Raw genomic sequence first — 24,116 nt, 5'->3', positions numbered from 1 at the left:
TCAGGACTCCAGCCTCTTCAGCGCGTCCAGGACGCTGTCCGGCGTGGGCCGGTGCAGCTCGGAGGTGATCCGCCCGTCGCGCAGGAACACCACGCGGTCGGCGTACGAGGCCGCCACCGGGTCGTGCGTGACCATCACGATCGTCTGGCCCATCTCCCGTACCGAGGAGCGCAGGAACGACAGGACCTCGGCGCCGGACCTGGAATCGAGGTTGCCGGTCGGCTCGTCCGCGAAGATCACCTCGGGCCGGCTGACGAGGGCGCGGGCGCATGCCACCCGCTGCTGCTGGCCGCCGGACAGTTCGCTGGGCCGGTGGGTCAGGCGCGGGCGCAGCCCGATCGTGTCGACGACCTGGTCGAACCACCGGCGGTCCGGCGTACGGCCCGACAGCTCCAGGGGCAGAAGGATGTTCTGCTCGGCGGTCAGCGTGGGCAACAGGTTGAACGCCTGGAAGATGAAGCCGACCCGGTCGCGGCGCAACAGGGTGAGCTGCTTGTCCGACAGCCGGGTGATCTCCACGTCGCCGATGCGGATCGCGCCCTGGTTGACCGTGTCCAGGCCCGCCAGGCAGTGCATGAGCGTGGACTTGCCGGACCCCGACGGGCCCATGATCGCGGTGAAGGCGCCGCGGGCGAACCCCACGCTCACCCCGTGCAGGGCGCGGACGGCGGCCTCGCCGGAGCCGTACTCCTTGACCACGTTCTCGGCCAGGACGGCGGGCGGAGCGCCTACGACGGTGCTTGTCACCGATGACTCCTCGATCGCTGCGGAATGTCGCGATCGACGCTAGATTCCGGGCGCCGATCCGCCATCGGCCCGCAGGGGAGGCTTTCGTCAGCCTTCTCGGTGACACAGCCCCGCGCGCGATCAGACTCCGGTCGTACGGGACATTGTGCTGCCGGGTCGGCGACGGAAACGTCACGACGATCGAAATCGATGCGCAACTTACGGCCGATGGGCGCGAACCTCGCCCGCGCCGGATTCTTTTCCGAAACACGCAGCCTCGAAATCGTCCCGGGGGGATCCGTGTGTTTCCACGGCGTCTACTCAGACGAGAAAATTGTCGTCTCAGTGGACGGCGGCTGAGGCAGTGACGTGCCGTCGGCGCCCATTACATGGGCATTTATCACGCCAGGCCAGGGCGATAGCGGGCGGTGTCGGCGCGGGTGTGCGCGGCGCCCGACCGGGCCGTCAGTCGGTCGCGCCGCTGCGGACCAGGCCGGCCTCGTACGCGAACACGACCGCCTGGACCCGGTCCCGTAGCTCCAGCTTCATGAGGACGCGGCCGACGTGCGTCTTGACGGTCGCCTCGGAGACGTACAGGCGGCCGGCGATCTCCCCGTTGGACAGTCCCTTGGCGACGAGGCCCAGCACTTCCCGCTCGCGGGCCGTCAGAGTGTCCAGCCTGCCGTCCGGCACCGGTTCCTCGGCCGGGATGTGGGGCACGAACTTGTCGATCAGGCGGCGCGTGGTGCTGGGCGCGACGACCGCGTCACCGGAGCACACCGCGTGCATGGCCTCGATCAGCTGCGTCGGCCCGGCGTCCTTGAGCAGGAACCCGGACGCCCCGGCCTTCAGCGCCGCGAAGGCGTACTCGTCCAGGTCGAAGGTGGTCAGGATGATCACCTTGGGAGCGTCCGGCAGCGCGCAGATCCGCCGGGTGGCCTCGATGCCGTCCATGCGCGGCATCCGCACGTCCATCAGCACGACGTCCGCCGAAGTCCCCTGGAGAACGCGCAGGGCCTGCTCACCGTCGCCGGCCTCACCGGCGACCTCCAGGTCCGGCTGCGCGTCGAGCACCATGCGGAAACCCGCGCGCACGAGTTCCTGGTCGTCGACGAGCATCACCCGGATCGGCCTGGTCTCGTCCGTCATGCCGCGCTCGTCTCCGCTCGTCGGGGTTCGGTCACCGGGAGGTGGGCGAAGACCTCGTACCCGCCGCCGGGTCGCGGGCCGGTGCGCACCGACCCGCCGTACAGGGCGGCGCGTTCGCTCATACCGACCAGCCCGTGGCCCTGTCCGTCATCGGCGGCGGCCGCGCCCCGGCCGTCGTCGCGAATGCGGATCTCCACCGCGTCATCACCGTAGTGGAGGTTCACCGCCGCCGTGGCCGCGGGTCCGCCGTGCTTGCGGGTGTTCGTCAGCGCCTCCTGGACGATCCGGTAGACCGCCAACTGCAACGCGGTGGGCAGCTCCGAGGGCACCCCCTCGACCGTGAGGCCGACCGGCAGCCCCGCCGAGCGGATCTGACCGACCAGCTCGGTCAGCTGCTCGATGCCGGGCTGCGGAGCGTACGGGCCGGCGTCGCCGCCTTCGCGCAGCACGCCGAGCATGCGCCGCATCTCGGTGAGCGCCTGCCGCCCGGTCGCCCCGATCGTCTCCATCGCCCGTTTCGCCCGCGCCGGGTCGAGGTCCACCATGTACGACGCGCCGTCGGCCTGGACCACCATGACGCTGACGCTGTGCGCGATCACGTCGTGCATCTCGCGGGCGATCCGCGCGCGTTCGGCCGCCGCCGCGACCTGCACGTGCGCGTCGCGTTCGCGTTCCAGGCGCTTCGCCCGCTCCTCCAGCTCGGCGGTGTACTTCCGCCGTGTACTGACGTACAGCCCCCAGAACCACATCGCCCCGACGAAGATCGTGAAGGGGACCAGCGTGCCCCACGTCTGGCCGGCGTTCACCCACCAGCGCCACACGGCGAGCACGGCGCCGAGCTCGAGAATGGCCGCCGCAGCGACCGACCAGCGGACCGTGCACGTGGCCGCGATCGTGTACAGCATGACGAACAGGTTGAGATCCGCCGGCCCGACCTGGACGTTGAACGCCCACTGCACGAACGCGACGACCGCGACGACCGCGAACACCGCGCGCGGCCACCGGCGGCGCCAGATCATCGGGACGCACATCGCGGCGACGAGGGCCAGGTAGGTGGACCAGGCGATGGGGCGCTGGCCCTGGAGGATCGGGTGGAGGAACGTCTCGATGACGCTCAACGAGACGGCGATGACGGGCAGTGCCCACAGCAGGTCGAGCATCCGGGGATGCCGCCGGAGCCAGGGGAGAACACGGGCGAACACCGCATCAGCGTACGTTCGGTCATCGGGATCCGCGTCAGCCGAAGGTCTGACCCGGCATCCGCCCCGAGGCGCACGCGGTACGGTCAGGGCGTGAGTCAGGTCGGGTGGCGGACGGCGATGGAGCGGGCGCTGTACGGGCCCGAGGGGTTCTACACGCGGGGCGAGCGGCCCGCCGCGCACTTCCGGACCTCTGTGCACGCCTCGCACCGGTTCGCGCTGGCCCTGGCGCGGCTGATCGTCGAGGTCGACGCCGCCCTCGGCCACCCGCCCCGGTTCGACCTCGTCGACGTGGGCGCGGGCTGCGGGGAGCTGCTGACCGAGATCCTGCCCGTGGCGGGCCTGTCCGGACGGCTGCGCCCGATCGCCGTCGAGGTCGCCCCGCGCCCCGACGGGCTGAACGATTCGATCGAGTGGCGGTCCTCCCTGCCCGACCAGATCACCGGACTGGTCATCGCCAACGAGTGGCTCGACAACGTGCCCCTCGACGTCGTCGAGCTGACCGGCGACGGGCCACGTCTCGTCGTCGTCGACCCGCGCACCGGCGCCGAGCTGCCGGGTCCCGCGCCCGCCGCGGAGGACACGGAGTGGCTGGAGCGCTGGTGGCCGCTGCGCGAGCCGGGTGACCGCGCGGAGGTCGGCCGGCATCGCTGCGCGGCGTGGGGGTCGGTGATCGAGCGGCTGCGGGGCGGTCTGGCCCTGGCCGTCGACTACGCGCACGAGCGGGACCACCGCCCGCCGTACGGCACACTGACCGGCTACCGCGACGGCCGCTGCGTCTCCCCCGTGCCCGACGGCTCCTGCGACATCACCGCGCACGTCGCGCTCGACGCCTGCTGCGAGACGGGCCGGCGCGCCGGTGCGACCGCCACCCTGCTGACCACCCAGCGCGCCGCACTGCGCGCCCTCGGACTACGCGGCGAGCGCCCCGCGCTCGAGCTGGCCCGCTCCGACCCGCGCGGTTACATCCAGGCGCTGCGCGCCGCCGGCGAGGACGCCGAGCTCATCGACCCGTCCGGCCTGGGCAGCTTCGGATGGCTCATCCAGACCGTCGGCGTCGACGTGCCCGCCGTACTGGACGCCGGTCAGACGGTCACCTGAAGCGACCGCAGGCCGCGCAGGACGAAGCCCGGCTTCCACTCGGGCTCCGCTCGCAGGCTCAGCCCGGGGGCGAGCCGGAGGATCGCGCGGAACGACTCGGCCAGTTCGACCCGGGCCAGCGGCGCGCCCAGGCAGAAGTGGATGCCCGCGCTGAAGGCCAGGTGCGGGTTGGGCGTACGGGACAGGTCGAGGACGTCCGGGTCGGCGAACACCTCCGGGTCCCGGCAGGCCGAGGCGAACTGCAGGGCGACCTCGGCGCCGCGCGGGATCGGCACCCCGCCGACCTCGATGTCCTCCAGCACCCAGCGTTCGAACAGCGGAAGCGGCGTGTCGTACCGCAGCAGCTCCTCCACCGCCGTGCCGATGAGGCCGTGGTCCGCGCGCAACCGCTCCAGCTCCCCGGGGTTGCGCAGCAGTGCCCACCAGGAGTTGCCGGTGGCGTTCACGGTCGCCTCGTGCCCGGCGTTGAGCAGCAGGACGCAGGTGCCGATCAGCTCTCCCTCGGTGAGCCCGTCGACCTGGCAGAGCGCGCTGATGAGGTCGTCGCCCGGCTCCTTCCGGCGCAGGCGCGACAGGTCGCGCAGGTAGTCGGAGAACTCGATCGAGGCGCGCACCGCCGCGTGCTGGATCTCTTCCGACGGGTTCAGCTGGTACATCCCGCACATGTCCGCCGACCAGGGCCGCAGCAGGTGCCGATCGCCCTCCGGGACGCCGAGCATCTCGGCGATCACGGTCACCGGCAGCGGCTCGGCGACCTCGGCGACCAGGTCGCCGCCGCCCCGCTCGACGAGGCCGCCCACGAGGCCCTCGGCGAGCGCCCGGATCCGGGGCCGCAGGTCCTCGACCATGCGCGGGGTGAACGCCTTCGACACCAGCCGCCGCAGGCGGGTGTGGTCCGGCGGCTCCATGTCGAGCATGCCCGCGTTGTTGAGGTCCCAGAACGGTTCGAGGAACTCCGGCTGCGGCTCCCGGCCGAACTCCTCGTCGGTGGCGACGTGGAGGTACGTCCGGCCGAGCCGCCGGTCCCGCAGCAGCGCGTTGACGTCGGCGTACCGCGTGATGACCCACTGGTCCGTCGGCTCGTGGAAGAGGACCGGCGACTCGCGGCGCAGGCGGTCGAAGGCGGGGTACGGGTCGGCGACGAAGGCCGGCGACCCCGGGGCGTAGTCGTTCACCGGGCCCACCGTTCGGTGCTGATGTCGGTCGCGCGGGCCCGGTCGGCCCGCCCGGCCGCCGACTCCACGATCGCCCGGGCCTCGCCGAGCTCGCGGTTCTCGGCGGCGACCTGGACGGGGCCGGGCGGCGCGTCGATGTGGACGGTGCCGAGCCCGAGCAGCCGCTGCAGCGGGCCGGCGGTGAGACGGACGCTCTGCGCCCGCGCGTGAGCGATCACGTCGAGCCGCCGGCACACCCGGCCCCGGCGGGTGACGAACACCGCGTCGTCGGTGCCGGCCTCGCCCATGCCGAACGGCGCCAGCCACGAGCGCGGCGCGGGCAGCAGCGGCACCGCCTCGGCGTTCGTCCCCGGGAAGACCAGGCTGACCATCTGGATGGCGACGTGCCGGGGCGCCACCGGCAGCAGCACCGACGACAGCGCCTGCCGGTCTCCGACGTAGCCGGCGACCGTGACGTCGATGCGCGCCCAGCCGTTGCCGCGCCACAGGAGCGGCTCCACGACCCGGACGGCCTGCACCCGGCCCGGCGGCACGGTCTGCATCCGGGTCTCCATCAGGCCGTACCGCAGTCGCAGGCCGTCCGGGGACAGGGCCGCCGTGAAGTTGGTGTGCATGACCAGCGGCGCGATCACGCCGCGGGCCAGGCCGAGCAGCACCGGGAGCGCGGCGGCCAGCACGCCGAGCTCACCGAAGGTGAAGCCGAACACCAGCAGGCCCACGAACAGCAGCAGGGCCCCGATGACGGGCAGCTTCATCAGCTGCGAGCTCAGCAGCGCACCGAACCCCACCCGCCAGTACGGGCGTTCGGGCGCCTCGGGCGTGTGGCCCGGCAGCCCGGCGGCCCGGGCCAGAAGCTCGGCCCGCAGCTGCTCGCCCATCGGCCGCCCGAGATAGCGGAACTTCGTCTCGGCCTGGTCGCCGCCGGCCAGCTCCACCCGCACCTCGGCGAGCCCGAACAGCCGGGACACGAGCGGCCGTACGACGTCGACCGCCTGGATGTGCGACAGCGGGATCCGGCGGTTGCGGCGGCGCAGGATGCCGGTCTCGACCACCAGGTCGTCTCCGGCGATCCAGAACTTCAGCGACCACCAGGTCCAGAAGCCGACGGCCACCGCGACGCCGCTGACCGGCAGCATCACGATGAGGAAACGAGCGATCACCTGGGGGGTGAGGATCAGCGCGATGCCACCGGAGGTCTGGGTGACCAGCAGCGAGTATCCGCCGAGCACGAAGGCGATGACCACGACCCCCACCGCGTTGATCACCGCGGTGGCCATGTGCAGCCGGTGCACGCCCTGGGAGAAGTGCACCGGCGGCTGGGGCCGGGGCCCGTACGGTTGCGGGGGGCCGTAGCCCGGCGGTGGTGGCCCGTACATCGGCGGCCCGAACTGCGGGCGCGGCACATGGGACGGCCCGTACGGCGGCCCGCCCGGACCGTAGGGACCGTTCACAGGCCGATCGACCTCGCTTCGCCCTTCTGCGCGAGGCGGTCGCGCAGGATCGCGGCGTCGCGGGCGGGCAGGCCCGGGATGCGCGCGTCGGTGGCCGCGGCCGCGGTGTGCAGGCGTACGGTCGCCACCCCCAGCCACTGTTCGAGCAGCCCGGCGGTCACGTCGACGTACTGCATGCGCCCGTACGGCACGACTACGAGGTGCCGTACGAAGAAGCCGTGCGTCACGAGGAGGTCGTCGGCGCGCTCGGCGAAACCCCACGACCGGTAGCTCAGCTCGGCGACGATCCAGCTCATCGCGCAGGCGACCAGGACCACGGCGAGCCAGATCAGCCCGCCGGGGAGGCCGATCGTCCGGGACAGCACGAAGGCGCCGATGACCGTGATCGGCAGCGCCCACAGCAGCACGGCGATGCGCCGGTGCCAGGTCAGCCGCGGCGAGACACGCGCCCACGCCATCCCGCTCGGCGGATCGAACGCCTGCTCCGCCCGGCCGCCGATGGGCACCGGAGAGGGCCCCGACGGCCCGCTGGGGGCGGGAGGTGGAGGCAGCGGGCCCCGCTGCGGGAGGGGCGGCGCGCCGGGCGGCAGGATGCTCGGGCTGCCCGGAGGCATGTCGTGCGCCTCGCCAGGGTTCGTGTACTGATCGCCAGCGTTCATGGTGAAGACAAGTCAACCCCAACTGGGTCGCGTTCCGCGAGAGCACCCGTGGCACGATGGTGACCGGAGCGAGCGAGAAGGCGAGCATTTCTTGAGCACTGAGCGGATCGTGGGCGTGGGGGCGGGGACCAAGGACCTCGCCACCGAGGACATGACGCTCAACATCGGGCCGCAGCACCCCTCAACGCACGGCGTGCTGCGCCTGCGGCTCACGCTCGACGGCGAGCGGATCTCCTCCGCCGAGCCGATCATCGGGTACATGCACCGGGGCGCGGAGAAGCTGTTCGAGGTCCGCGACTACCGGCAGATCATCATGCTCGCCAACCGGCACGACTGGCTGTCGGCGTTCGCCAGCGAGCTGGGCGTCGTCCTGGCGGTCGAACGCATGCTGGGCATGGAGGTGCCCGTACGCGCGGTCTGGGCGCGGACGCTCCTGGCCGAACTGAACCGCGTCCTCAACCACCTCATGTTCCTCGGCTCGTACCCCCTGGAGATCGGTGCGATCACCCCGATCTTCTACTCGTTCCGGGAGCGCGAGCAGCTGCAGCGCGTCATGGAGGAGATCTCCGGCGGCCGGATGCACTACATGTTCAACCGGGTGGGAGGCCTGAAGGAGGACCTGCCCGCCGGGTGGCTCGGCCGGGTCACCGACGCGGTCGCGGGGGTGCGGCATGGCATCGGCGACCTCGACCGGCTCATCAGCGGCAACGAGATCTTCCGGGCCCGCACGCGCGGCGTCGGCGTGCTGACCCGCGAGCAGATCGAGCAGTACGGCGTGTCGGGCCCCATCGCCCGCGCCTCCGGCGTCGACTTCGACCTGCGGCGCGACGAGCCGTACCTCGCCTACGGCGAGCTGAAGGACGTGCTGCGGGTCGTCACCCGCACCGAGGGCGACTGCCTGGCCCGGTTCGAGTGCCTGCTCGACCAGGTGCACGCCTCACTGGACCTCGCCGACGCCTGCGTCGCGCGGCTGAAAGAGCTCCCGCCCGGGCCGATCAACGTACGGCTGCCGAAGGTGCTGAAGGTGCCGGAGGGCCACACGTACGCCTGGACGGAGAACCCTCTCGGCATCAACGGCTACTACCTCGTCTCCCACGGCGAGAAGACCCCGTGGCGGTTGAAGCTGCGGTCGGCGTCGTTCAACAACATCCAGGTGCTCACCGAGATGCTGCCCGGCCACCTCGTCGCCGACATGATCGCCATCCTGGGCTCGATGTTCTTCGTCGTCGGCGACATCGACAAGTAGCCGGCGAGCGCTCAGGGAGCACCTGGTCGCACCCTACTGATCAGGAGCCGGGCTGGTTTCCGCCGTTCTGGCCGCCCGGCTGACCGCCCGGCGCGCCGGGGCCGGCGCTGGGGCGGAGGGAGGCACAGGCCTGGGCGGCCTTCTTCTGCGCGGCGGACATCGTGGGCATGCCGCTCGGGCGTCCCGACGGCCTGGCGGTGGGCGTGCCCGAGGGTCTGCCGCTCGGTCTGCCGCTCGGCGCGCCCATGCCCGGCCCACCGGGGCCGCGGCCGACCATCTTCACGCCCTGTTTCTCCATGCACTGGCGGTAGGCGGTCATCGCGCTGGAGTTCGGGCCGCCGCGCTGGCCGGCCTGCCCGCCGCTCTGCGCCGAGGCCTTGTCGCTGCCGCCGCCGCACGCGGCGCTGAGCAGGAGGGCCCCCGCGACGGCCGTGCCGCCGAACACCCGGATCGTCATCTGCCTGGTGACCATGTCGTTCTCCTTCGAGAGGGGTTTCGCCGGCCCGTCAGCCGCCGGATGACGTGCCCTGGGTGACGGACGTGGCGGTGAGGGTTCCGTCCTTGGCCTGAGTGCCCTGGACGGTGACGTTCGCGCCGGTCTTGAGGGCGGATGCCGAGCCGCTCCGGAGCACGTGGACCTTGGTGGTACCGGTCACGGTGACCCGGACGACCCCGTCGGCGGTCCGGACGTAGACGGTCTTGCCGGCCACCTTCTGCACGGTGCCGGTGGTGCCGCCGGACGCCCGTCCGGTGTTCTGGCCCTGACCGGTGCCGGAGCGACCCGGCATCCCGCCGCCCGGCATCCCGCCTCCGGGCATCGTCCGGGCGGTCTGGGCCGCGGTGGTCGTGTGGTCGCCGAAGTGGCGGTCGACCTGGGCGCCGACGCCGAATCCGGCCGCCACCAGCGCGCCGGCGCCCAGGTAGGTCGTCAGGCCGGGCAGTTTCCGGCTCTTGGGGGCCTTCGCCAGTTCGGTCTCCAGGTCGCCGTCGAACGGCGAGGTGGAGAGCACGTCGTCACGGGTGACGGAGGCCGGGTGCGCCCCCGGCTCGTCGTACGACGTCCACGTTCTGCGACCACTCACGTCGTTCTCCTTGGGGTCACTCATGGCGTAGGGCCTCGATCGGGCGCAGCTTGGCCGCCCGGTTGGCCGGGTAGCTGCCGAAGAACAGCCCGATCGCGACGGACACGCCCAAGGCCAGCGCGATCGAGGAGGGCACGATCACCGGCTGGACCCCGACGACCTTGAACAGGCTGCCGACGACACCGACGAGCACGCCGAGTACGCCGCCGATGAGGCTGAGCACGGTCGCCTCGGCGATGAACTGGCCGAGGATCGCGCCCTTCGGCGCCCCGATGGCCTTGCGGATGCCGATCTCGCGGGTGCGTTCCGTGACGGTGACGAGCATGATGTTGGTGATGCCGATGCCGCCGACCAGGAGGCTGATGGCCGCGACCGCGCCGAGCAGCACGGTGAAGGTCCGGCTGGAGGCGCTGACCGCCGACTGCAGGCTCGCCTGGTTCAGGATCTGGAAGTCGGCGCTGTTGGACCCGGAGATCTCGTGCCGCTGGTTCAGGACGTCGGTCACCTCGCTCTGAGCCTGGTCGGTGACCTTGGAGTTCTTGGCCTCCACGACGATGGAGCTCAAGGACCCGAACCCGGTGATGTTCTGCTGAACGGCGGTGAGCGGGCCGATCGCGACGTCGTCGGCGTCCTGCATGCCGGACGAGCCCGACTCCTTGAGCACGCCGACGACCGTGAACGGCGTGCCGCCCACGTTGACCTGCTTGTTCAGCGGGTCGACGGTGCCGAACAGGTCCTCGGCCACCGTCTGGCCGATCACCAGGACCTTCCGGCTGCTCGTCACGTCGTCGTCCGTGAACGCCGCTCCCCGGGCGATCTCCTTGTTCGCGGCGGCGAAGTAGGCGGGGAAGGTCCCGACGAACTGGCTGATCGAGTGGCTCGTGCCCTCGTACGTCGTCGTGACCGACGAGGAGGTCGTCACCGGGGAGGCGCTCTTGACGGAGGGGGCGTTCACCGGGTCGACGAGCGCCTTGGCGTCGTCGACGGTGAGGTCGTGCGCCTGGGTCCGCGGGCCGTTGCTCTGCTGACGGCTCCGCGTGCCACCGCCGAACCCGCCGAAGCCACCGCCTCCGCCGCCTCCACCGCCCGACGTCGACTTCATGACGGTCAGCGAGTTGGCGCCGAGCCGGGAGATGTTGTTCTTGATCTGCTCGGACGAGCCGTTCCCGACCGCCACCAGCATGATCACGGCACCGACGCCGATGAGGATGCCGAGCATGGTCAGCGCACTGCGCATCTTGTTGGCGGTCAGGCCGCGCACGGCGAACCGCAGGACCTCCCAGGTGCTCACCGGGCGCCCTCCGCGAGCGGCACGGCGACGGGCGGCGGCCCGGCCACCCCTGTTTGCCCGGCCCGCCGTAGCCGGCGGTCCTCGATGATCCCGCCGTCCACCAGCCGGATCACCCGCTTGGCGCGGGCGGCGACCTCGTCCTCATGGGTGATCAGGACGATCGTGCGGCCGGACAGGCTGAGCTGGTCGAGGATGCCGAGCACGTCCGCGGTGGAGCGGGTGTCCAGGTTGCCGGTGGGTTCGTCGGCCAGCAGCAGCGCGGGGGCCGTGACCAGGGCGCGGGCGACGGCGACGCGCTGCTGCTGGCCGCCGGACAGCTCGTTCGGCTCGTGGTCCATCCGGTCGCCGAGCCCGACCTGGCTGAGGGCCGCCTGGGCCCGCCGCCTTCTCTCCGGTGCCTTGACGCCGCCGTACGCCAGCGGCAGTTCGACGTTGGCGAGCGCGGACATCCTCGGGATCAGGTTGAACGACTGGAAGATGAAACCGATCTTGCGGTTGCGCAGGATCGAGAGCCGGCGCTCGTCGAGCGCGCCGACGTCGGTGCCGTCGAGCAGGTAGCGGCCGCCGCTCGGGACGTCCAGGCAGCCGAGGATGTTCATGAGCGTCGACTTGCCGGACCCGGACGCCCCCATGATCGCGACGTAGTCGCCGCGTTCGACCTGGAGGGACACGCCGCGCAGGGCGTGCACGGCCGTGTCGCCCTGGCCGTAGACCTTGGTCACCGCGCGTACGTCGAGGACCATCGGCCCGGGCGTCACGGCCGGCCTCCGCCGGCCCCGCCGCCGGGAGCCCCGCCCCCGCCGATGCCGCCGCCTCCGAGGCCGCCACCGGCCCGGCCGAAGCCGCTGGAACCACTCGTGCTGGTGGTCGTCGTGGTGATCACGACCTGGTCCCCTTCGTTCAGCCCGGACTTGATCTCGGTGCCCTGGCCGCCCTTGACGCCCGTCTGCACGGGCTTGATCACCTGCTTGCCGCCCTGGAGCACGGTGACCGTGCTCTGCCCGCCGGCGGTCCGGACGGCGGCCGCCGGAACGTACAGGACGTTCTGCGCGGTGGCCGTGGTCACCTGCACGGTCGCGGTCTGGCCGATCCGCACCGAGCCCGGGATCGTGGTGAGGGTGATGGTCGCGCCGTACTCCACGACGTTGTTGCTCGTGGTCGGCGACATGTCGATCTGGGTCACCTTGCCGGTGGCGGTCACGCCGCTGAGCGCGTCGAAGGAGACGGTGGCGCGCTGACCGGCCTTCAGCTTGATCGCATCCGCCTCGGTGAACTCCCCGGTGACCTGGAGCTTCTTCGGATCGGCCAGCTCGACGAAGCCGCTCCCGGACGAGCTGCTCGACGAACTGCTCGTGCTCGACGACCCGGACGAGGCACCCGAGCCACCGCCCGAGCCACCGCCGGACGAACCACCGGAGGAGCCGGAGCTCTGCGACCCGGAGGACGATCCGGAGGAGCCCGAGCCGCTCGACGAGCCTCCGACCGTACCGTTGACGACGGCGACCGTGCCGGCGAAGGGCGCCCGCAGCTCCGTCCCCGCCAGGGCACGGACGGCCTGGTTGTAGGCGTTCTTCGCCGAGACGTACGACGAGTAGCCGGAGGCGCTGGAGGTGTCGCCGTCCGCGGCGGCGCTGAGGTTCGCCTTGGCCGACGTCAGGTTCTCCTGGGCGGAGGTCGTGTCGAGCCGGGCGAGCAGTTCGCCCTTCGAGACCTTGTCACCCGCCTGGACGTAGATCTTGGCGACGGTGCCGGAGGCCGTGAAGGAGAGCGACCGGCTCTTGGCGCTATCCACCGACCCCGAGGCCGACACCGACGAGACGACGGTGCCGCGCACGACCTGGGTCGTACGACTGAGGGCGGACGCTCCCGCCGAGTCGTCCCCGCCGGTCAGCGAGAGATATCCGACGCCGATACCGGCGACCAGCAGAACGCCCAGCGTGCCGTTGATCACGAGGGATCTGCGTCTGAGTAGACGTTTCACCTGGCACAAGCTGGCGGAGCGAGGTTGAATTACCCTAATCCGAAAATAAGAAAATGATGAGAGTTGTTTCCAAGGAAACTCTCATTTTGTACCCAGGTCCGTGTCATCTCGGCACGCCAGCATGGCGCGCCATGAGATTGCGGGTGTCCGCGCCGGATTTCCGGCTGAAACGTACCCAGGTGGCGACCGGCGTAATCGGGGTCGTGGTGATCGGCGCGGTGACGGCCGTCAGCGTCGGCGCGAGCGGCCGGACCGGGACGGCCTCGACGTACGCGCCGGTGGCCGAGGGCGAGGTGACCGCCACGGCGGGCGCGGCGGGGAACGTCGCGAGCGCCGACAGCCGCGACCTGACGTTCAGCACGTCCGGAACGGTGAAGAAGGTGTACGTCAAGGTCGGCGCGAAGGTGAAGGAGGGCGCCCGCCTGGCGCGGATCGACCAGACGAAGGCCCTCGAAGACGTGACCGCGGCCCGTGCGGCGCTGACCGCCGCCGAGGCCACCCTCTCCGGCGCCGATACGACCACGACCGGCGGGACCGGCGCCGGCGCGGCCGGAGCGGGAGTCACCGGCGGCGCGACGATCGCCCTGGCCGCCTACCGGCCGACGACCACGGCGTCGCCGACGCCCACCACGAAGACCTCCACCACGCCGCGTCCGACGAAACGGCCGTCGACCGCGCCGAGCACTCCGAAGAACTCCGGAGCGTCGAAATCACCGGGCTCCGGGAAATCCTCGGGATCACCGGGCGGGACGACGTCGACGGCGCAACTCGAGGCGAGGGTGATCCAGGCGAAGAACACCGTGACCCAGGCGGAACGCACCCTGGCCGGAACGGTCATCAAGGCGCCGATCGACGGCACCGTTCTCGCCGTGAACGGTCAGGCCGGGGACACCGCCTCGGCCTCGTCCACGTTCATCACCATCGGGGATCTGAAGGAACTGCAGCTGAAGGCGACGTTCTCCCAGAACGACGTGGCGCACGTCCATATCGGCCAGGAAGCGAAGATCACTCTCAGCACCGACAGCGCGAAGACGTACGCGGGGTCGGTCACGCACATCGACGCGAACGCCACGACCAGCGACCGGCTCGTGAAGTACGGCGTGATGATCGCGTTCGACGACGTGCCGTCCAAGGTGCTGATCGGCCAGTCCGGGACCGTGTCGGTCACCACGGCGTCCGCGGCGGACGTGCTCTACGTGCCGTCGTCGGCCGTACGGACCGGGTCCCACGGGACCTCCACCGTCCGGGTGCGCCAGGGCGACCGGACCGTCACCCGTACGGTCACCATCGGCGTCCGCGGCGACACGTACATCGAGATCAAGTCGGGTCTGTCGAAGGGCGAACGCGTGGTGACGTCCGGGTAGCCGGTCAGCCCGCCACGCGGTAGGCGCGCGAGACGGTCTCGGTCACCTGATTCCCGGCGCTGTCGACCACGGTCGCCCGCAGCGCGACGTACCCCGTCTCGGCCGGGTTCACGACCGAGACGACGCCGTTCGCGACGGGGAGGTTCTGCCAGGTCTTCGCCCCGTCGCTGGAGGCCTCGACCTTCAGTGTGGTGACCGCGTGGGCCGTCGCGCCCGGGTTGGTCACGACACGGACCGGGATCTCGGTCGTGGAGCCGGGCGCGGCGGCGTTCCGGACGTCGAGGCCGCGCGGCGCGAACCGCACCGTGGTCAGCGGCAGCGCCGTCTTCTTCGCCGTCCGCGCGGACTTGAACACCCAGCTCACCAGGACGCGGTCGGACAGCGTCGCCTCGGCGCCGTCGCGGGTCGCCGTCACGTCGAGCCGGTAGGTCGCCGTCTTCTTCCCCAGCGTGACGTCCGGCTCGTACGCGTCGAGCCCGAGCGTCTTCGTGCCGGACCGCAGCTTCACGTTCGCGATGGTGAACTGGTCGAATCCCCAGTTGCCGGGGCCGTCGGACAGCAGGTTGGCCGGCGTGTAGTGCAACGTGTCCCCGGTGCGGTAGCCGCCGGGGACGGCGGGCGCGAACACCGCGGCGTTCCAGGTCTCCGCGGGGGCCTCGCCCTTGGCGTACGTGCGCGTGCCGACCGTCACGTTGCCGAACAGCGGATGGGACGACGACTCGTACCACAGCTCCCGCTTGCAGGCTGCGCCCGGCTGGACGTACTCGGTGACCGTGGCGGGCGCGTCCAGCCACATCTCGTCGTCGCCGCCCCAGATGGCGCCCCGGCAGCGCGGATTCACCTTCATGCCGTCGCCGAACGACCGGTAGGTGACCTTGACCGCCGCGAGGTCCGCCTTGGTGACGTGCTGGGTCACCCCGGCGGGGACGCCCCCGGAGTACGACGTGCCGAGGCGGTAGAGCAGGCCCGAGCCGGTCCACGTGCTGCCCTGGGTGAAGGTCACCCCGGACCTTTTGACGGGTACGGCGTACAGCCGCCCGGGAACGTCGTCGGTGGTGAAGTCCATGGCCCCGTGCCGTACGTGGACCCGGATCCGTCCCTGGACGGACGAGTCGCCGACCGACACGTCGATCGGCTTCCCGCTCTTGGCGCTCAGCGTGACCTTGTCGTGGCCCTTGGACAGCTTGAAGGTCGTGAGAACGACGGTGTTCTCCGGCGACTCGCGCAGCTCGGCCCGGGCGAGAGTCGCGTAGATCTCGTACGTCCGCTTGTCCGGCAGCTTCGCGACGGCGTTGTCACGGCCCATGACCGGCCAGGACTTCTTGGCGGCCGGGTCGTAGATCTGTGCGGTGATCCAGGGCACCTTCCCGGCCCGGCTCAACCCCTTGATCGTGAGGTACCGCCAGGTCGTGGCCGACGCGGTCGCGGGCAGCGCCGCGAGGGTGAGAGCACCGGCGAGCCCGGTGATGAGTGCACGTCTCCCGAACCCCATGACCAACCTCCGCCACAGCCCAGAATCAAGATCACAAACCATACATTCCAGACAATGCGCGCATGTCTATTGGCCACACCAGGCCACCACACGAAGCGTTTCGTGGTCCTCGGCGATCGCCGCTCACCGGGAGCGGCGACCGCGTGCCTCGCCGTCAGGCCACGTTCGTGATCGGAAGCAGGCCCCGTTCGGCGAAGACCTTCTTGGCGACGAGCGTCGCGTTGATGGACCTCGGCATCCCGCAGTAGACGGCCGAGTGCAGCAGCGCCTCGGCGATCTCGGTGGGCGCGAGACCGACGTTGAGCGCGGCGTTGACGTGCACCTCCAGCTCGATCTCACAGCCACCGAGCGCGGTCAGCACGCCGAGGGTGACCAGTTGCCGGTCGCGGGGCGGCAGTTCGGGACGGGCGTACATGTCGCCGAACGCCCACGCGACCACCTGGTGGCCCAGTTCGGGGGTCTTCTCCCGAACGTGGCCCCAGCCCCAAAGTAGCTCTGGGTAATCCCTGCGACGGCCCGAGAGCCCCTATAGCTGCGGCGAGCCGCCACTCCGTTGATTAGTGGGTACGGCGGCGGGGTGCCAGGGCCTCGGTGACCTTGGCTATGGCTTCGGCGCCGGGTTTGACGTAGCGCATGGCGGTGCGGGGGTTCTTGTGCCGGGTCTTGCCCATGATGAGCTGGAGCGGGACTTCGGCGTCGCCGAGGTGGGTGGCGGCGCTGTGGCGCTGGCCGTTATCGCGTACATGGCATGCCGCGCAGGAGTGAGCGATGGTGGGAGTGCGTCTTCATAGGGGATCCCTTCCTGGGCCCCGCCGAAAGCCGCGAGAGATCATGACCGGTGCCTGGCGTTCCGTTCGTCCTGGTTCTGCTGCCACTGCTCCATGACCTGTCCGAGGCTCGCGTTCACGAGGAGCAGGAACTCGGCAGAGGAGCAGAAGCGGGCGCCGGCCGGGGTCGCGGCCCCGAGGACCTCCGCCGCGCGCTGCGAGGTGGCGGCCAGGGTCTCGTTCATCTGCAGAGCCGCGAGGGTGGAGCGGACCCAGAGCTCGTCGTCGACGACGTAGCGTTCGCGGCGCCCGCCGGGAGTTCGTTCCCGCTTGAGGAGTCCCTGCTGTTCCAGGAGGGCGACGGTCTGCGAGATCGACGCGGGGCTGACGTGAAGCCGCTGGACCAGGTCGGCGGCGGTGAGGTTGCCGGAGTCGGTGACATGCAGGCAGGCCAGCACCCTGGCCGCCATCCGGGGCATCCCTTGCTGCTCAAGGAGCGTGGCGAAGGATTCGGTGACGTTCTGGACCGCCTGGGGGTCGCGCCCGTGGCTGCTGTCGCCGATCGGCGGCGCCGGAGGTTTGGCCTGCCGGTGTCGGCGCGCACGCTGCTGGGTGGCTTCCTGCGCCCGCTGCGCCCGGTAATCGTCGGGTCCGCCGTTGCGGGTGACCTCCCGCATGATGGTTGAGCCGGGCCGCCCGAGACGCCGGCCGATCTCGGTGTATCCGAGCCCCTCGGCCAGCCCTGTAGCGATGTGCCGACGGTCCTCGTCGGTGAGTCTGTCTCCGGGCATCGGTGCTCGTCTCCCATCTGCCGGCGTGCGCGCCTCGGCGCCCGCACTCCCGCCGCACAGTATGCAATCACTCGAAGTCCATTGCAACACAGATCTTGATCATCTATTGCAATCAGCGTCATACTCATTGCAGTATTCGTCCACAGACTGCGCTTGAACAGGCTTATCGGCTTTCCCAAGATGTTGACTCATCTATGAATGCAATGTACTGTCGCAGACGTTCAGCGATGCATGAACAACCGGCCTGGTGGAGGATCTGGAGCTTCCCCACACAACGGCTCGAACAGCTCCACAAAGGAGACGGATCACCATGTCCGACACCAAATTCGGCGGTTTCGTCGCGATGATGATCGGCCCCAAGCGGCGGTGGCGGCAGTACCAGGCACGCGTACGACAGCTTCCGCCGAACTACCGCACAGCGGTCGAAGCTATTCAGCGGCACATGATGCACTTCGTGCCGACTGACGCCGACAGCGACGCGTCGAGGTTCGAAGACCTCGCCGCCCTGTTCGAACAGGCCGCGGCGGACGGAACGCCGATCCGCGAGATCGTCGGGCAGGACCCGGTGAAATTCGCCGAGGCGTTCGCCCGGAACTACACCGACGGCGGCTACGTCCCCGCCCGTGCGCGGAAGCAACTGACCGACGCCATCGAGCGCGCCGCCGGTTAAGGAAACACGACAAGACCGTCTGACGACGACCCAGCACATCGCGCCCGAGGCCGAGCGCCACGCCGGGACGGGACGGGTCACGCAAGATCAACGTTGTGTATCGAACACTTGTATGTAAGGAAATTTGTGATGGGACACAGCAACAGCGGCTTCTCCAAGACCGAGCTGGACAGACTGCGCGAGGTGCTGGCCGGGCATGTCGAGTCCGGGAAGATTCCCGGACTCGTCGCCCTGGTCAGCCGAGGCGAGGAGACACACGTCGAAACGATCGGGACAATGCGCCATGACGGGGGCGCGCCGATGAGCCGGGACACCATCTTCCGGATGGCTTCCACGTCCAAGCCGGTCGCGGTGTCGGCGACGATGGTCCTGCTGGATGAGTGCCGGCTGCGGCTGGACGAGCCGGTGGATTCGTGGCTGCCCGAACTCGCCGACCGGCAGGTGCTGAAGCGGCCCGACGGCCCGCTGGACGAGACCGTGCCGGCGCGGCGGCCGATCACCGTACGGGACCTGCTCACCTCCACGTGCGGGCTCGGATTGGATCTGACGGCGAAGACCGCTCCGATCATGGGCGCGCTCTTCGAGCAGGGGGTTTACGGCCAGGAGGACGGATGGCTGTTGCCCGAACCGGGGCCGGATGAGTGGATGCGCCGCCTCGGTACGCTCCCGCTGGCCTACCAGCCCGGACAGCGCTGGCAGTACAACCTCAGCGACGACGTGCTCGGCGTGCTGGTGGCCAGGGTCACCGGCCAGCCGTTCGAGACGTTCCTGCGCGAGCGCATCTTCGACCCCCTCGGCATGACCGACACCGCCTTCCACGTGCCCGCCGACAAGATCCACCGGCTGCCGCCCCTGTACGCCCCCGACTGGCAGACCGGAGAGCTCAACGTGGAAGACCCGGCCGAAGGCGGACACCACAGCAAGCCTCCGGCGTTCCCGTCCAGCGGCGGCGGACTCGACTCCACCGCCGACGACTACCACGCCTACTTCCGCATGCTCCTCAACGGCGGCATGCACGACGGCCGACGCATCCTGTCCCGGGCCGCCGTCGAGCTGATGACCACCAACCGCCTCACGCCCGAGCAGCAAGCCGCCCGAGAGGTCTATGCCCGCAACGTCCTCCATACGGGGTACGGCCTGGGACAGCACGGCGGCTGGGGCTTCGGCATGGCGGTACGCACCTACCGCGGCGACTACGCGCCCATCGGCCAGTTCGGCTGGGACGGCGGAGCCGGCACCACCACCTACGCCGACCCCGAGAACGGCCTCGTCGGCATCCTGCTCACCCAGACCGGGATGTCCACCCCCGACTCGGCGAACGCCATCAACGACTTCTGGACCACCCTCTACCAGGCAATCGACAACTGACCCGCCTACCTGGTCGAGATCGCTCCGGCAGAAAGACCTCGACCAGGCTCCGGCCTTCGACGCCACCACGTTCCGCGATCACCTTTGTCTCCCCCAGCACGGCCGACGAGCACGCGCCCCGCCCGCTCACCCAGGGCCTGTACCACGCCGACCACATCATGGCCGGAGGCACTTCTCAGGCGGCCAAGCCCAGGTCCAGGTGGGTGTCCATGTCGATGTGGAAAGTGCCGTACAGGTTGGCGTGCGACCAGAAGAGCGGACTGAGCGCGCGCCGGTCGGCGTCGGTGAGCCGCTCAGCCCAGGCCGGGTCCTTCAGCAGCGACTGAACCAGGACGGTGTTAACGAAGACCAGGGCCGACTGCAGCAGGTGCAGAGCGAGCATGGAGACCTCCTGGTTCTCCCGGTCAGTTCCGCCGATGGTGCCGGCCTTGCCGTAGAACAGATCGGCGTTGGCGGAGTTCCAGTTCTCCACCACCTGCAGGCCCTCGTGGATCTCCCGGCGTAGCCCTTCGGAGGCCATGTAATCGGCGATAAAGATCGACTTGACCGCCCGGCCCACCTCCTCAATGGCCCGGTAGGTGGGGTGCTTAGGGCCGCCGCGGGTGAAACGGCGTAGCACCTGTTCAGCTTCACCGGTGCGCAGCTTCAGCGCGGTGGCGTACTTGACCATCTGGTCGTACTGCTGGGCAATCAGCTCCCAGTCGCCGGAGGCGGAGGGCGCCCTGGAGGACGTACGGCTGGCGGCGCAGGGCAAGACCGGGCGGCTGACCGTGACCGGTGACCGGGGAGGAGATAGCTGACATTGCGAAAGTGTTCGGGACGGTCGCATGCGGAGGTAGAGGTGCTGAGGTCAACGGCACCCAACAAATCATGAACACACCCAACAGGCTCGACCTTGACGCTCTCGTCCGCGAGCGGAGAGAGGTCGAGTGGCTCCTGACCGACCCCGAGCCGACTTACGACGCCGAGTTCAAGGCCGAACTGCAGGGGCGCGTGGTGAAGCTCGTCGAACATATGGCCGGACCGCTCTCCGAGATCGTCGACAAGGTCGGCGCGCTCATGAACGCGGTGCAGTCGCACGGCGACACCAAGCTCGCCCAGCTCGACGAACAGGACCTGCTGGCGCTCTTCTGGCTGTTCAGCGACCTATGGAAGAAGACCACCGGCTGGGGGGACGACCGTGAGAAGGGAACCTCCCGGCCCTGGGGCCAGCAACCCCAGGGCGACGAGCTCGATCACACCCTGGACGCGCTCGGCAACATGACCAACCTGGTCGACCAGAACAGCAAGCCCTGATCTGGACGGCTCCCCAACAGAGAGCGCGGCCATCGGCCGCGCTCTCGCCTTTTCCGCTGGCGGCGACGTCCGGCGAGTCGGCGTCGACCGGGTCGGCACCATCCCAGCCGTGAATGCGGGCGGCCGCCGAGAAGGGTGTGGAAAACCGCAGGGCCTATCCCCCGAACCGTGCGATGAGCTCCTGGTACGTGGCGAAGGCCGGCTTCGGCCGGTAGTCGTCGGCGAGGAGGCCGAACTGGTGGAACAGCCCGGGGACGGTGCTGTCGGCGTCGCGCAGGGCGAAGTGCGTGTACGCGCCGATGTTGTGCGCGACCCGGCACTCGGCGATCGCCCGGACCGTCGCCTCCAGGACCTCCGCCTGCCGCTCCGGTGACCGGTCCGGGCCGGTGGGCCAGCCGTTCTCGGTGATGTGCAGCGGGACCTCGGGGGCGATCCCGGCGGGGGTGAGGCGCTCGGCGCGGTGGTGCCCGAGCAGGCCGGTGACGGCATCGTGCAGCTGGTCCAGGGGAACGGACTGGAAGACGTCGGGGAAGAAGTCCAGGCCCACGTAGCCGAGGGCGTCGACGAACTCCTTGCCGCCCAGGTCGGTGAGCGAGGCGATGAAGTCGGCGCCGGGCCCGAACAGCGGTGTGGTGTTGAAACCGACCTGGAGATGGCCGAAGCCCTGCCGCCGGGCCTCGTCGGCGGCGGCGAGCACCCCTTCGACGAGGGCCTCACGCACGCGCGGGTAGTAGCCGTCGAGCGTCGGGTTTCCGGGGACGTTCGGCTCCTCGGTGACCTGCAGTGTCACGGTCCGATGCCCGTGACGCCGGACCAGCTCGCGGGCGAAACGGGTGTACCCGGTGACGTCCCCACTGCGGGACTGGTACTGGGCGACCAGATCCAGGACCCGCCCGTCTCCGGCGTACTGCTCGACCCGTTCCGGACTCTCTGTCACCTTACGGGTGTCGTCGGCGTCGACGAACGAAACATAGCCCCGGACCAGGAAATCCCGGCCGTCGGGCCGCAGCCGATCGAGAGCGGCCCGAATCCGCTCGGGATCGTCCGCCGGGCCGGTGGCCAGGCCGCCGGTGTCGTCGCCGGCGGCTCCTCCGGGATAGATCCCGAAGAGCAGACCGTCGTTCGCGCTCATCATCGCTCTCCTTCATCATCATGACGCTCGGGCCACGGCAGGGCCCCGTTAGTGATCTGCTCGGCGGTGGCCTCGACCCAGGCGAGCTCGCCGCGCGCCATGTGCAGGGCGTAGTCCGCCTCGATGACGAACAGACGCGGCACCTGCCCCGACCGCAGCGCGTCGTCCAGGGCCCGCTCGTCGTTCGCGATGGCGGCCCGGAGCCGGTCGGCCCGCTCCCCCAGAGCCGCGCGGGCACCCTCCGGGCCGAGCGCGCCGAGGTAGGCGACGGCGGTGAGGAAGACAGGGAACTCGCGTCGCGGGTTGCGGATCTGTTCGTCGAGCCGCTCGACGAAGACGCCGCGCCCCGTCTCGGTCAGCGCGTACACCGTCCGGGCCGGCCGCTTCCCCTCCTGGAGCCGTGCCTGCGGGGTGATCCAGCCCTCCTGCTCCAGCGCGGCCACCACGTCGTACAGCGACCCCCGGTTGACCCGGACGCTGGCGTCCTTGCCGCGCTCGCGGAGCACGGACGAAATCTCGTACGGGTGCATCGGCCGCTCCATGAGCAGCCCCATCACCGCCAGACCCAATGGGTTGTCAGCACTCCGAGTCATAGTCGCCTCCTGATATCAGAAACCGACTATATCTCGACCCGTGGATCTCCACAGCCGGCGGCCGACCCGCGAGAGGCCTCCCAACTCCGCACGGTGACTTGTCCGCACCCGCCGCCATCATGAAACCCATGAGCCACATCATCACGATGACCACCGCTGACCAGAGCCGCGTCGTGGCCTACCTGCAAGGAGGCGAACTCAACGCGACTCAGCAGCGCATGCTCCGCGATCACATACGCAAGGACGCCCGCGCCGACCAGCTCAGCCTCGAACACCAAGGCGTCGATCTCGGCCTCACCATCCCCGAGGCACTCGACCACCTCCTCGCGGGCCACGCCAACGCGGACGGCGAATACGTGGGCTACGCGTACTACAAGGCGCTCCAGCACATCATCGACTGGAGCGGGTCCGACCCCATCGATTTCGGCGTGTACTCCAAGCCCTCCACGTTCTTCGGGCGCATGGGCGACGAACTGCGGCGCCTCGGCGTCCCCGCCGACCTGCTGCCGCTCGACTTCCTGTTCGCTGGGCCGCCCGACGAGATCCCCTTCCACGTTCCGTCGCCCATGGACGGGTACCCGGCCATCGGCCGTCTGGCGCTGGCCAGGGCCAAGCCACTCGCCGACGCCTACGCCGCGGTCCTGGACCGCATGGACAACGCCTTCACCCATGAGGCCCAGAGGCTCATCGACAAGATGCGGGTCGAGCACGACGAATGGCAGAGCGCTCTCCAGTACGGACACACCATGGACACGCTGTTCTTCTCCATTCAGGGCTGACCGGCTCCTGCCCCTCCCCGGTCGCCGCGCCGCCCAGTCCGATGGGCGAAACCGTCCCACAAAGGAACCGACCAACGCGCACACGATTGACATCCACATCGCCCGGATATCTCAAGCCGTGCAGGCTCCGGACACCTCGCCGTTATGAGAGACCCCATCCAATAAGGGCTCGCGGTTCCTCTCAGTAAGAGGCTCGCTACCGCGAAAGCGACAATAAGCCACTCAACGAACGCGGAGCGTCGACCTTGCTCGACACACTGTCGAATAAGTCGATTTCCGGCAAACTTGACCAAACCACTCACTCGGGTGGATGGTGTCACACGCCGCGCGAGAGCCCCCGATTCGCGCGACCTCCGCCGCCCGAGGAGAGGAGAAGGCCTATGGTCTTCCTAGGAATCGTTCTGGCCGCAGCCGCCGTAGCAGTCGGCATGGGAATCATCACCGCGAACTCGTCATCTGCCTCGCTCAACGTCTTCGGCCAGCATGTGCCCGGAGTGCACACCACGGCGCAGGTATTCATCGGTGGGGTGATCGTCGGCGCCTTCGTCATCGCGGGCCTCGCGCTCTCCTTGCTGTCACTGCTGCGCTCCACGCGGGCTCGCCGTGAGTTCCGTGGCCTGAGGGAGGAGCGCGAGGAGTCGATGTCAACGCTGGTAAGGAAGAACCAGCAGCTACAGCAGGAATTGGCCCACGCCCGCAGCGCTCCGACGACGAGCGAGGTACCTGCCTACCCCCCGGCAAGGTAGTGACAGGAAACCCGCCGTCGGGTTCTTGGATCACCCTGACCTGACCCCGCCGGCTTCG

26 protein-coding genes are annotated in these 24,116 nt (G+C 70.0%); 9 read left to right on the top strand and 17 right to left on the bottom strand.

Annotated features, from left to right (window positions below; all coding sequences use genetic code 11):
- From NE236_RS04840 to NE236_RS04830, 3 genes are all read right to left on the bottom strand, one after another.
- Positions 1–747, bottom strand: coding sequence for an ABC transporter ATP-binding protein (locus tag NE236_RS04840; RefSeq protein ID WP_252840582.1), 747 nt, complete (start codon positions 745–747; stop codon positions 1–3).
- Positions 748–1,191: 444 nt separating this feature from the next.
- The gene (locus NE236_RS04835; RefSeq protein ID WP_252840581.1) at positions 1,192–1,875 is read right to left on the bottom strand and encodes a response regulator; all 684 of its coding nucleotides are present in this window, start codon (positions 1,873–1,875) and stop codon (positions 1,192–1,194) included.
- Positions 1,872–3,077: a sensor histidine kinase gene (locus NE236_RS04830; protein ID WP_252840580.1), complete on the bottom strand. Its 1,206-nt coding sequence runs from the start codon at positions 3,075–3,077 to the stop codon at positions 1,872–1,874. The genes NE236_RS04835 and NE236_RS04830 overlap by 4 nt, the downstream gene beginning before the upstream one ends.
- 90 nt (positions 3,078–3,167) lie before the next feature.
- Here NE236_RS04830 and NE236_RS04825 point away from each other — a divergent pair, with 90 nt between their 5' ends.
- On the top strand, positions 3,168–4,175 hold the full coding sequence (locus NE236_RS04825) for an SAM-dependent methyltransferase (RefSeq protein ID WP_308209045.1): 1,008 nt from the start codon (positions 3,168–3,170) through the stop codon (positions 4,173–4,175).
- On the opposite strand, the gene NE236_RS04820 is transcribed toward NE236_RS04825, so the two are convergent.
- Genes NE236_RS04820 through NE236_RS04810 form a run of 3 tightly spaced genes read right to left on the bottom strand, consistent with a single transcriptional unit; the run spans position 4,160 to position 7,460 of the window.
- Positions 4,160–5,350, bottom strand: coding sequence for a cytochrome P450 (locus tag NE236_RS04820; RefSeq protein ID WP_252840579.1), 1,191 nt, complete (start codon positions 5,348–5,350; stop codon positions 4,160–4,162). The two genes, NE236_RS04825 and NE236_RS04820, sit on opposite strands and share 16 nt — an antisense overlap.
- A complete protein-coding gene (locus tag NE236_RS04815; RefSeq protein WP_252840578.1) occupies positions 5,347–6,801 on the bottom strand; it encodes a PH domain-containing protein in 1,455 nt (484 codons plus the stop codon). Before NE236_RS04815 ends, NE236_RS04820 begins: the two co-directional genes overlap by 4 nt.
- Positions 6,798–7,460 (bottom strand): PH domain-containing protein, encoded by a 663-nt coding sequence (locus tag NE236_RS04810; RefSeq protein WP_252840577.1) that lies wholly within the window; start codon positions 7,458–7,460, stop codon positions 6,798–6,800. Before NE236_RS04810 ends, NE236_RS04815 begins: the two co-directional genes overlap by 4 nt.
- 91 nt (positions 7,461–7,551) lie before the next feature.
- Here NE236_RS04810 and NE236_RS04805 point away from each other — a divergent pair, with 91 nt between their 5' ends.
- Complete coding sequence (locus tag NE236_RS04805; protein ID WP_252840576.1) at positions 7,552–8,706, top strand: NADH-quinone oxidoreductase subunit D; 1,155 nt, start codon at positions 7,552–7,554, stop codon at positions 8,704–8,706.
- A gap of 40 nt (positions 8,707–8,746) precedes the next feature.
- On the opposite strand, the gene NE236_RS04800 is transcribed toward NE236_RS04805, so the two are convergent.
- From NE236_RS04800 to NE236_RS04780, 5 genes are read right to left on the bottom strand one after another with little or no spacing between them, the layout of a single operon-like run.
- A complete protein-coding gene (locus tag NE236_RS04800; protein WP_252840575.1) occupies positions 8,747–9,178 on the bottom strand; it encodes a hypothetical protein in 432 nt (143 codons plus the stop codon).
- A 34-nt stretch (positions 9,179–9,212) separates the two neighbouring features.
- Positions 9,213–9,788 (bottom strand): DUF5666 domain-containing protein, encoded by a 576-nt coding sequence (locus NE236_RS44320; RefSeq protein WP_252840574.1) that lies wholly within the window; start codon positions 9,786–9,788, stop codon positions 9,213–9,215.
- 16 nt (positions 9,789–9,804) lie between these two features.
- Positions 9,805–11,079: an ABC transporter permease gene (locus NE236_RS04790; protein ID WP_252840573.1), complete on the bottom strand. Its 1,275-nt coding sequence runs from the start codon at positions 11,077–11,079 to the stop codon at positions 9,805–9,807.
- A complete protein-coding gene (locus NE236_RS04785; protein ID WP_372494239.1) occupies positions 11,076–11,837 on the bottom strand; it encodes an ABC transporter ATP-binding protein in 762 nt (253 codons plus the stop codon). Before NE236_RS04785 ends, NE236_RS04790 begins: the two co-directional genes overlap by 4 nt.
- Complete coding sequence (locus NE236_RS04780; protein ID WP_252840572.1) at positions 11,834–13,060, bottom strand: efflux RND transporter periplasmic adaptor subunit; 1,227 nt, start codon at positions 13,058–13,060, stop codon at positions 11,834–11,836. Before NE236_RS04780 ends, NE236_RS04785 begins: the two co-directional genes overlap by 4 nt.
- Before the next feature lie 131 nt (positions 13,061–13,191).
- Between NE236_RS04780 and NE236_RS04775 the strand changes: the two genes are divergently transcribed.
- On the top strand, positions 13,192–14,424 hold the full coding sequence (locus NE236_RS04775; protein WP_252840571.1) for an efflux RND transporter periplasmic adaptor subunit: 1,233 nt from the start codon (positions 13,192–13,194) through the stop codon (positions 14,422–14,424).
- Positions 14,425–14,428: 4 nt separating this feature from the next.
- On the opposite strand, the gene NE236_RS04770 is transcribed toward NE236_RS04775, so the two are convergent.
- From NE236_RS04770 to NE236_RS04760, 3 genes are all read right to left on the bottom strand, one after another.
- Positions 14,429–15,916, bottom strand: coding sequence for a hypothetical protein (locus NE236_RS04770; protein ID WP_252840570.1), 1,488 nt, complete (start codon positions 15,914–15,916; stop codon positions 14,429–14,431).
- A gap of 154 nt (positions 15,917–16,070) precedes the next feature.
- Entirely contained in the window at positions 16,071–16,367 is a 297-nt protein-coding gene (locus tag NE236_RS04765) for a carboxymuconolactone decarboxylase family protein (protein WP_289849993.1), read from the bottom strand.
- A 378-nt stretch (positions 16,368–16,745) separates the two neighbouring features.
- Positions 16,746–17,474 (bottom strand): GbsR/MarR family transcriptional regulator, encoded by a 729-nt coding sequence (locus NE236_RS04760; protein ID WP_225303134.1) that lies wholly within the window; start codon positions 17,472–17,474, stop codon positions 16,746–16,748.
- Positions 17,475–17,784: 310 nt separating this feature from the next.
- Here NE236_RS04760 and NE236_RS04755 point away from each other — a divergent pair, with 310 nt between their 5' ends.
- Both NE236_RS04755 and NE236_RS04750 read left to right on the top strand, forming a co-directional pair.
- Positions 17,785–18,144: a DUF1048 domain-containing protein gene (locus NE236_RS04755; protein WP_225303135.1), complete on the top strand. Its 360-nt coding sequence runs from the start codon at positions 17,785–17,787 to the stop codon at positions 18,142–18,144.
- Between the two features lie 129 nt (positions 18,145–18,273).
- A complete protein-coding gene (locus NE236_RS04750) occupies positions 18,274–19,512 on the top strand; it encodes a serine hydrolase domain-containing protein (RefSeq protein WP_252840568.1) in 1,239 nt (412 codons plus the stop codon).
- A 175-nt stretch (positions 19,513–19,687) separates the two neighbouring features.
- On the opposite strand, the gene NE236_RS04745 is transcribed toward NE236_RS04750, so the two are convergent.
- The gene (locus tag NE236_RS04745) at positions 19,688–20,182 is read right to left on the bottom strand and encodes a Tn3 family transposase (RefSeq protein WP_252840567.1); all 495 of its coding nucleotides are present in this window, start codon (positions 20,180–20,182) and stop codon (positions 19,688–19,690) included.
- On the opposite strand from NE236_RS04745, the gene NE236_RS04740 reads away from it, so the two are divergent.
- On the top strand, positions 20,175–20,312 hold the full coding sequence (locus tag NE236_RS04740; protein WP_252840566.1) for a hypothetical protein: 138 nt from the start codon (positions 20,175–20,177) through the stop codon (positions 20,310–20,312). The two genes, NE236_RS04745 and NE236_RS04740, sit on opposite strands and share 8 nt — an antisense overlap.
- A 70-nt stretch (positions 20,313–20,382) precedes the next feature.
- Positions 20,383–20,808, top strand: a complete 426-nt coding sequence (locus NE236_RS04735) for a hypothetical protein (RefSeq protein WP_252840565.1) — start codon at positions 20,383–20,385, stop codon at positions 20,806–20,808.
- 154 nt (positions 20,809–20,962) lie between these two features.
- On the opposite strand, the gene NE236_RS04730 is transcribed toward NE236_RS04735, so the two are convergent.
- Complete coding sequence (locus NE236_RS04730; protein WP_252840564.1) at positions 20,963–21,940, bottom strand: hypothetical protein; 978 nt, start codon at positions 21,938–21,940, stop codon at positions 20,963–20,965.
- Entirely contained in the window at positions 21,940–22,533 is a 594-nt protein-coding gene (locus NE236_RS04725; RefSeq protein ID WP_252840563.1) for a PadR family transcriptional regulator, read from the bottom strand. Before NE236_RS04725 ends, NE236_RS04730 begins: the two co-directional genes overlap by 1 nt.
- A 128-nt stretch (positions 22,534–22,661) precedes the next feature.
- Here NE236_RS04725 and NE236_RS04720 point away from each other — a divergent pair, with 128 nt between their 5' ends.
- Both NE236_RS04720 and NE236_RS04715 read left to right on the top strand, forming a co-directional pair.
- On the top strand, positions 22,662–23,312 hold the full coding sequence (locus NE236_RS04720; protein ID WP_252840562.1) for a DUF7691 family protein: 651 nt from the start codon (positions 22,662–22,664) through the stop codon (positions 23,310–23,312).
- Positions 23,313–23,692: 380 nt separating this feature from the next.
- Positions 23,693–24,058 (top strand): hypothetical protein, encoded by a 366-nt coding sequence (locus tag NE236_RS04715; protein WP_252840561.1) that lies wholly within the window; start codon positions 23,693–23,695, stop codon positions 24,056–24,058.
- The last annotated feature ends 58 nt before the right edge of the window (positions 24,059–24,116 follow it).

This window comes from Actinoallomurus purpureus (assembly GCF_024055795.1).
Lineage (GTDB): Bacteria > Actinomycetota > Actinomycetes > Streptosporangiales > Streptosporangiaceae > Actinoallomurus > Actinoallomurus purpureus.
This window is presented reverse-complemented; position numbering and strand designations above follow the sequence as displayed.

Excerpts from the sequence above, each read along its gene's own strand:
- NE236_RS04730 (WP_252840564.1), bottom strand. The coding sequence starts at position 21,940 with ATGAGCGCGAACGACGGTCTGCTCTTCGGGATCTATCCCGGAGGAGCC.
- NE236_RS04800 (WP_252840575.1), bottom strand. The coding sequence starts at position 9,178 with ATGGTCACCAGGCAGATGACGATCCGGGTGTTCGGCGGCACGGCCGTC.
- NE236_RS04720 (WP_252840562.1), top strand. The coding sequence starts at position 22,662 with ATGAGCCACATCATCACGATGACCACCGCTGACCAGAGCCGCGTCGTG.
- NE236_RS04715 (WP_252840561.1), top strand. The coding sequence starts at position 23,693 with ATGGTCTTCCTAGGAATCGTTCTGGCCGCAGCCGCCGTAGCAGTCGGC.
- NE236_RS04750 (WP_252840568.1), top strand. The coding sequence starts at position 18,274 with ATGGGACACAGCAACAGCGGCTTCTCCAAGACCGAGCTGGACAGACTG.
- NE236_RS04735 (WP_252840565.1), top strand. The coding sequence starts at position 20,383 with ATGAACACACCCAACAGGCTCGACCTTGACGCTCTCGTCCGCGAGCGG.
- NE236_RS04775 (WP_252840571.1), top strand. The coding sequence starts at position 13,192 with ATGAGATTGCGGGTGTCCGCGCCGGATTTCCGGCTGAAACGTACCCAG.
- NE236_RS04760 (WP_225303134.1), bottom strand. The coding sequence starts at position 17,474 with ATGCCCGGAGACAGACTCACCGACGAGGACCGTCGGCACATCGCTACA.
- NE236_RS04835 (WP_252840581.1), bottom strand. The coding sequence starts at position 1,875 with ATGACGGACGAGACCAGGCCGATCCGGGTGATGCTCGTCGACGACCAG.
- NE236_RS04725 (WP_252840563.1), bottom strand. The coding sequence starts at position 22,533 with ATGACTCGGAGTGCTGACAACCCATTGGGTCTGGCGGTGATGGGGCTG.
- NE236_RS04755 (WP_225303135.1), top strand. The coding sequence starts at position 17,785 with ATGTCCGACACCAAATTCGGCGGTTTCGTCGCGATGATGATCGGCCCC.
- NE236_RS04770 (WP_252840570.1), bottom strand. The coding sequence starts at position 15,916 with ATGGGGTTCGGGAGACGTGCACTCATCACCGGGCTCGCCGGTGCTCTC.
- NE236_RS04745 (WP_252840567.1), bottom strand. The coding sequence starts at position 20,182 with ATGGTCAAGTACGCCACCGCGCTGAAGCTGCGCACCGGTGAAGCTGAA.
- NE236_RS04810 (WP_252840577.1), bottom strand. The coding sequence starts at position 7,460 with ATGAACGCTGGCGATCAGTACACGAACCCTGGCGAGGCGCACGACATG.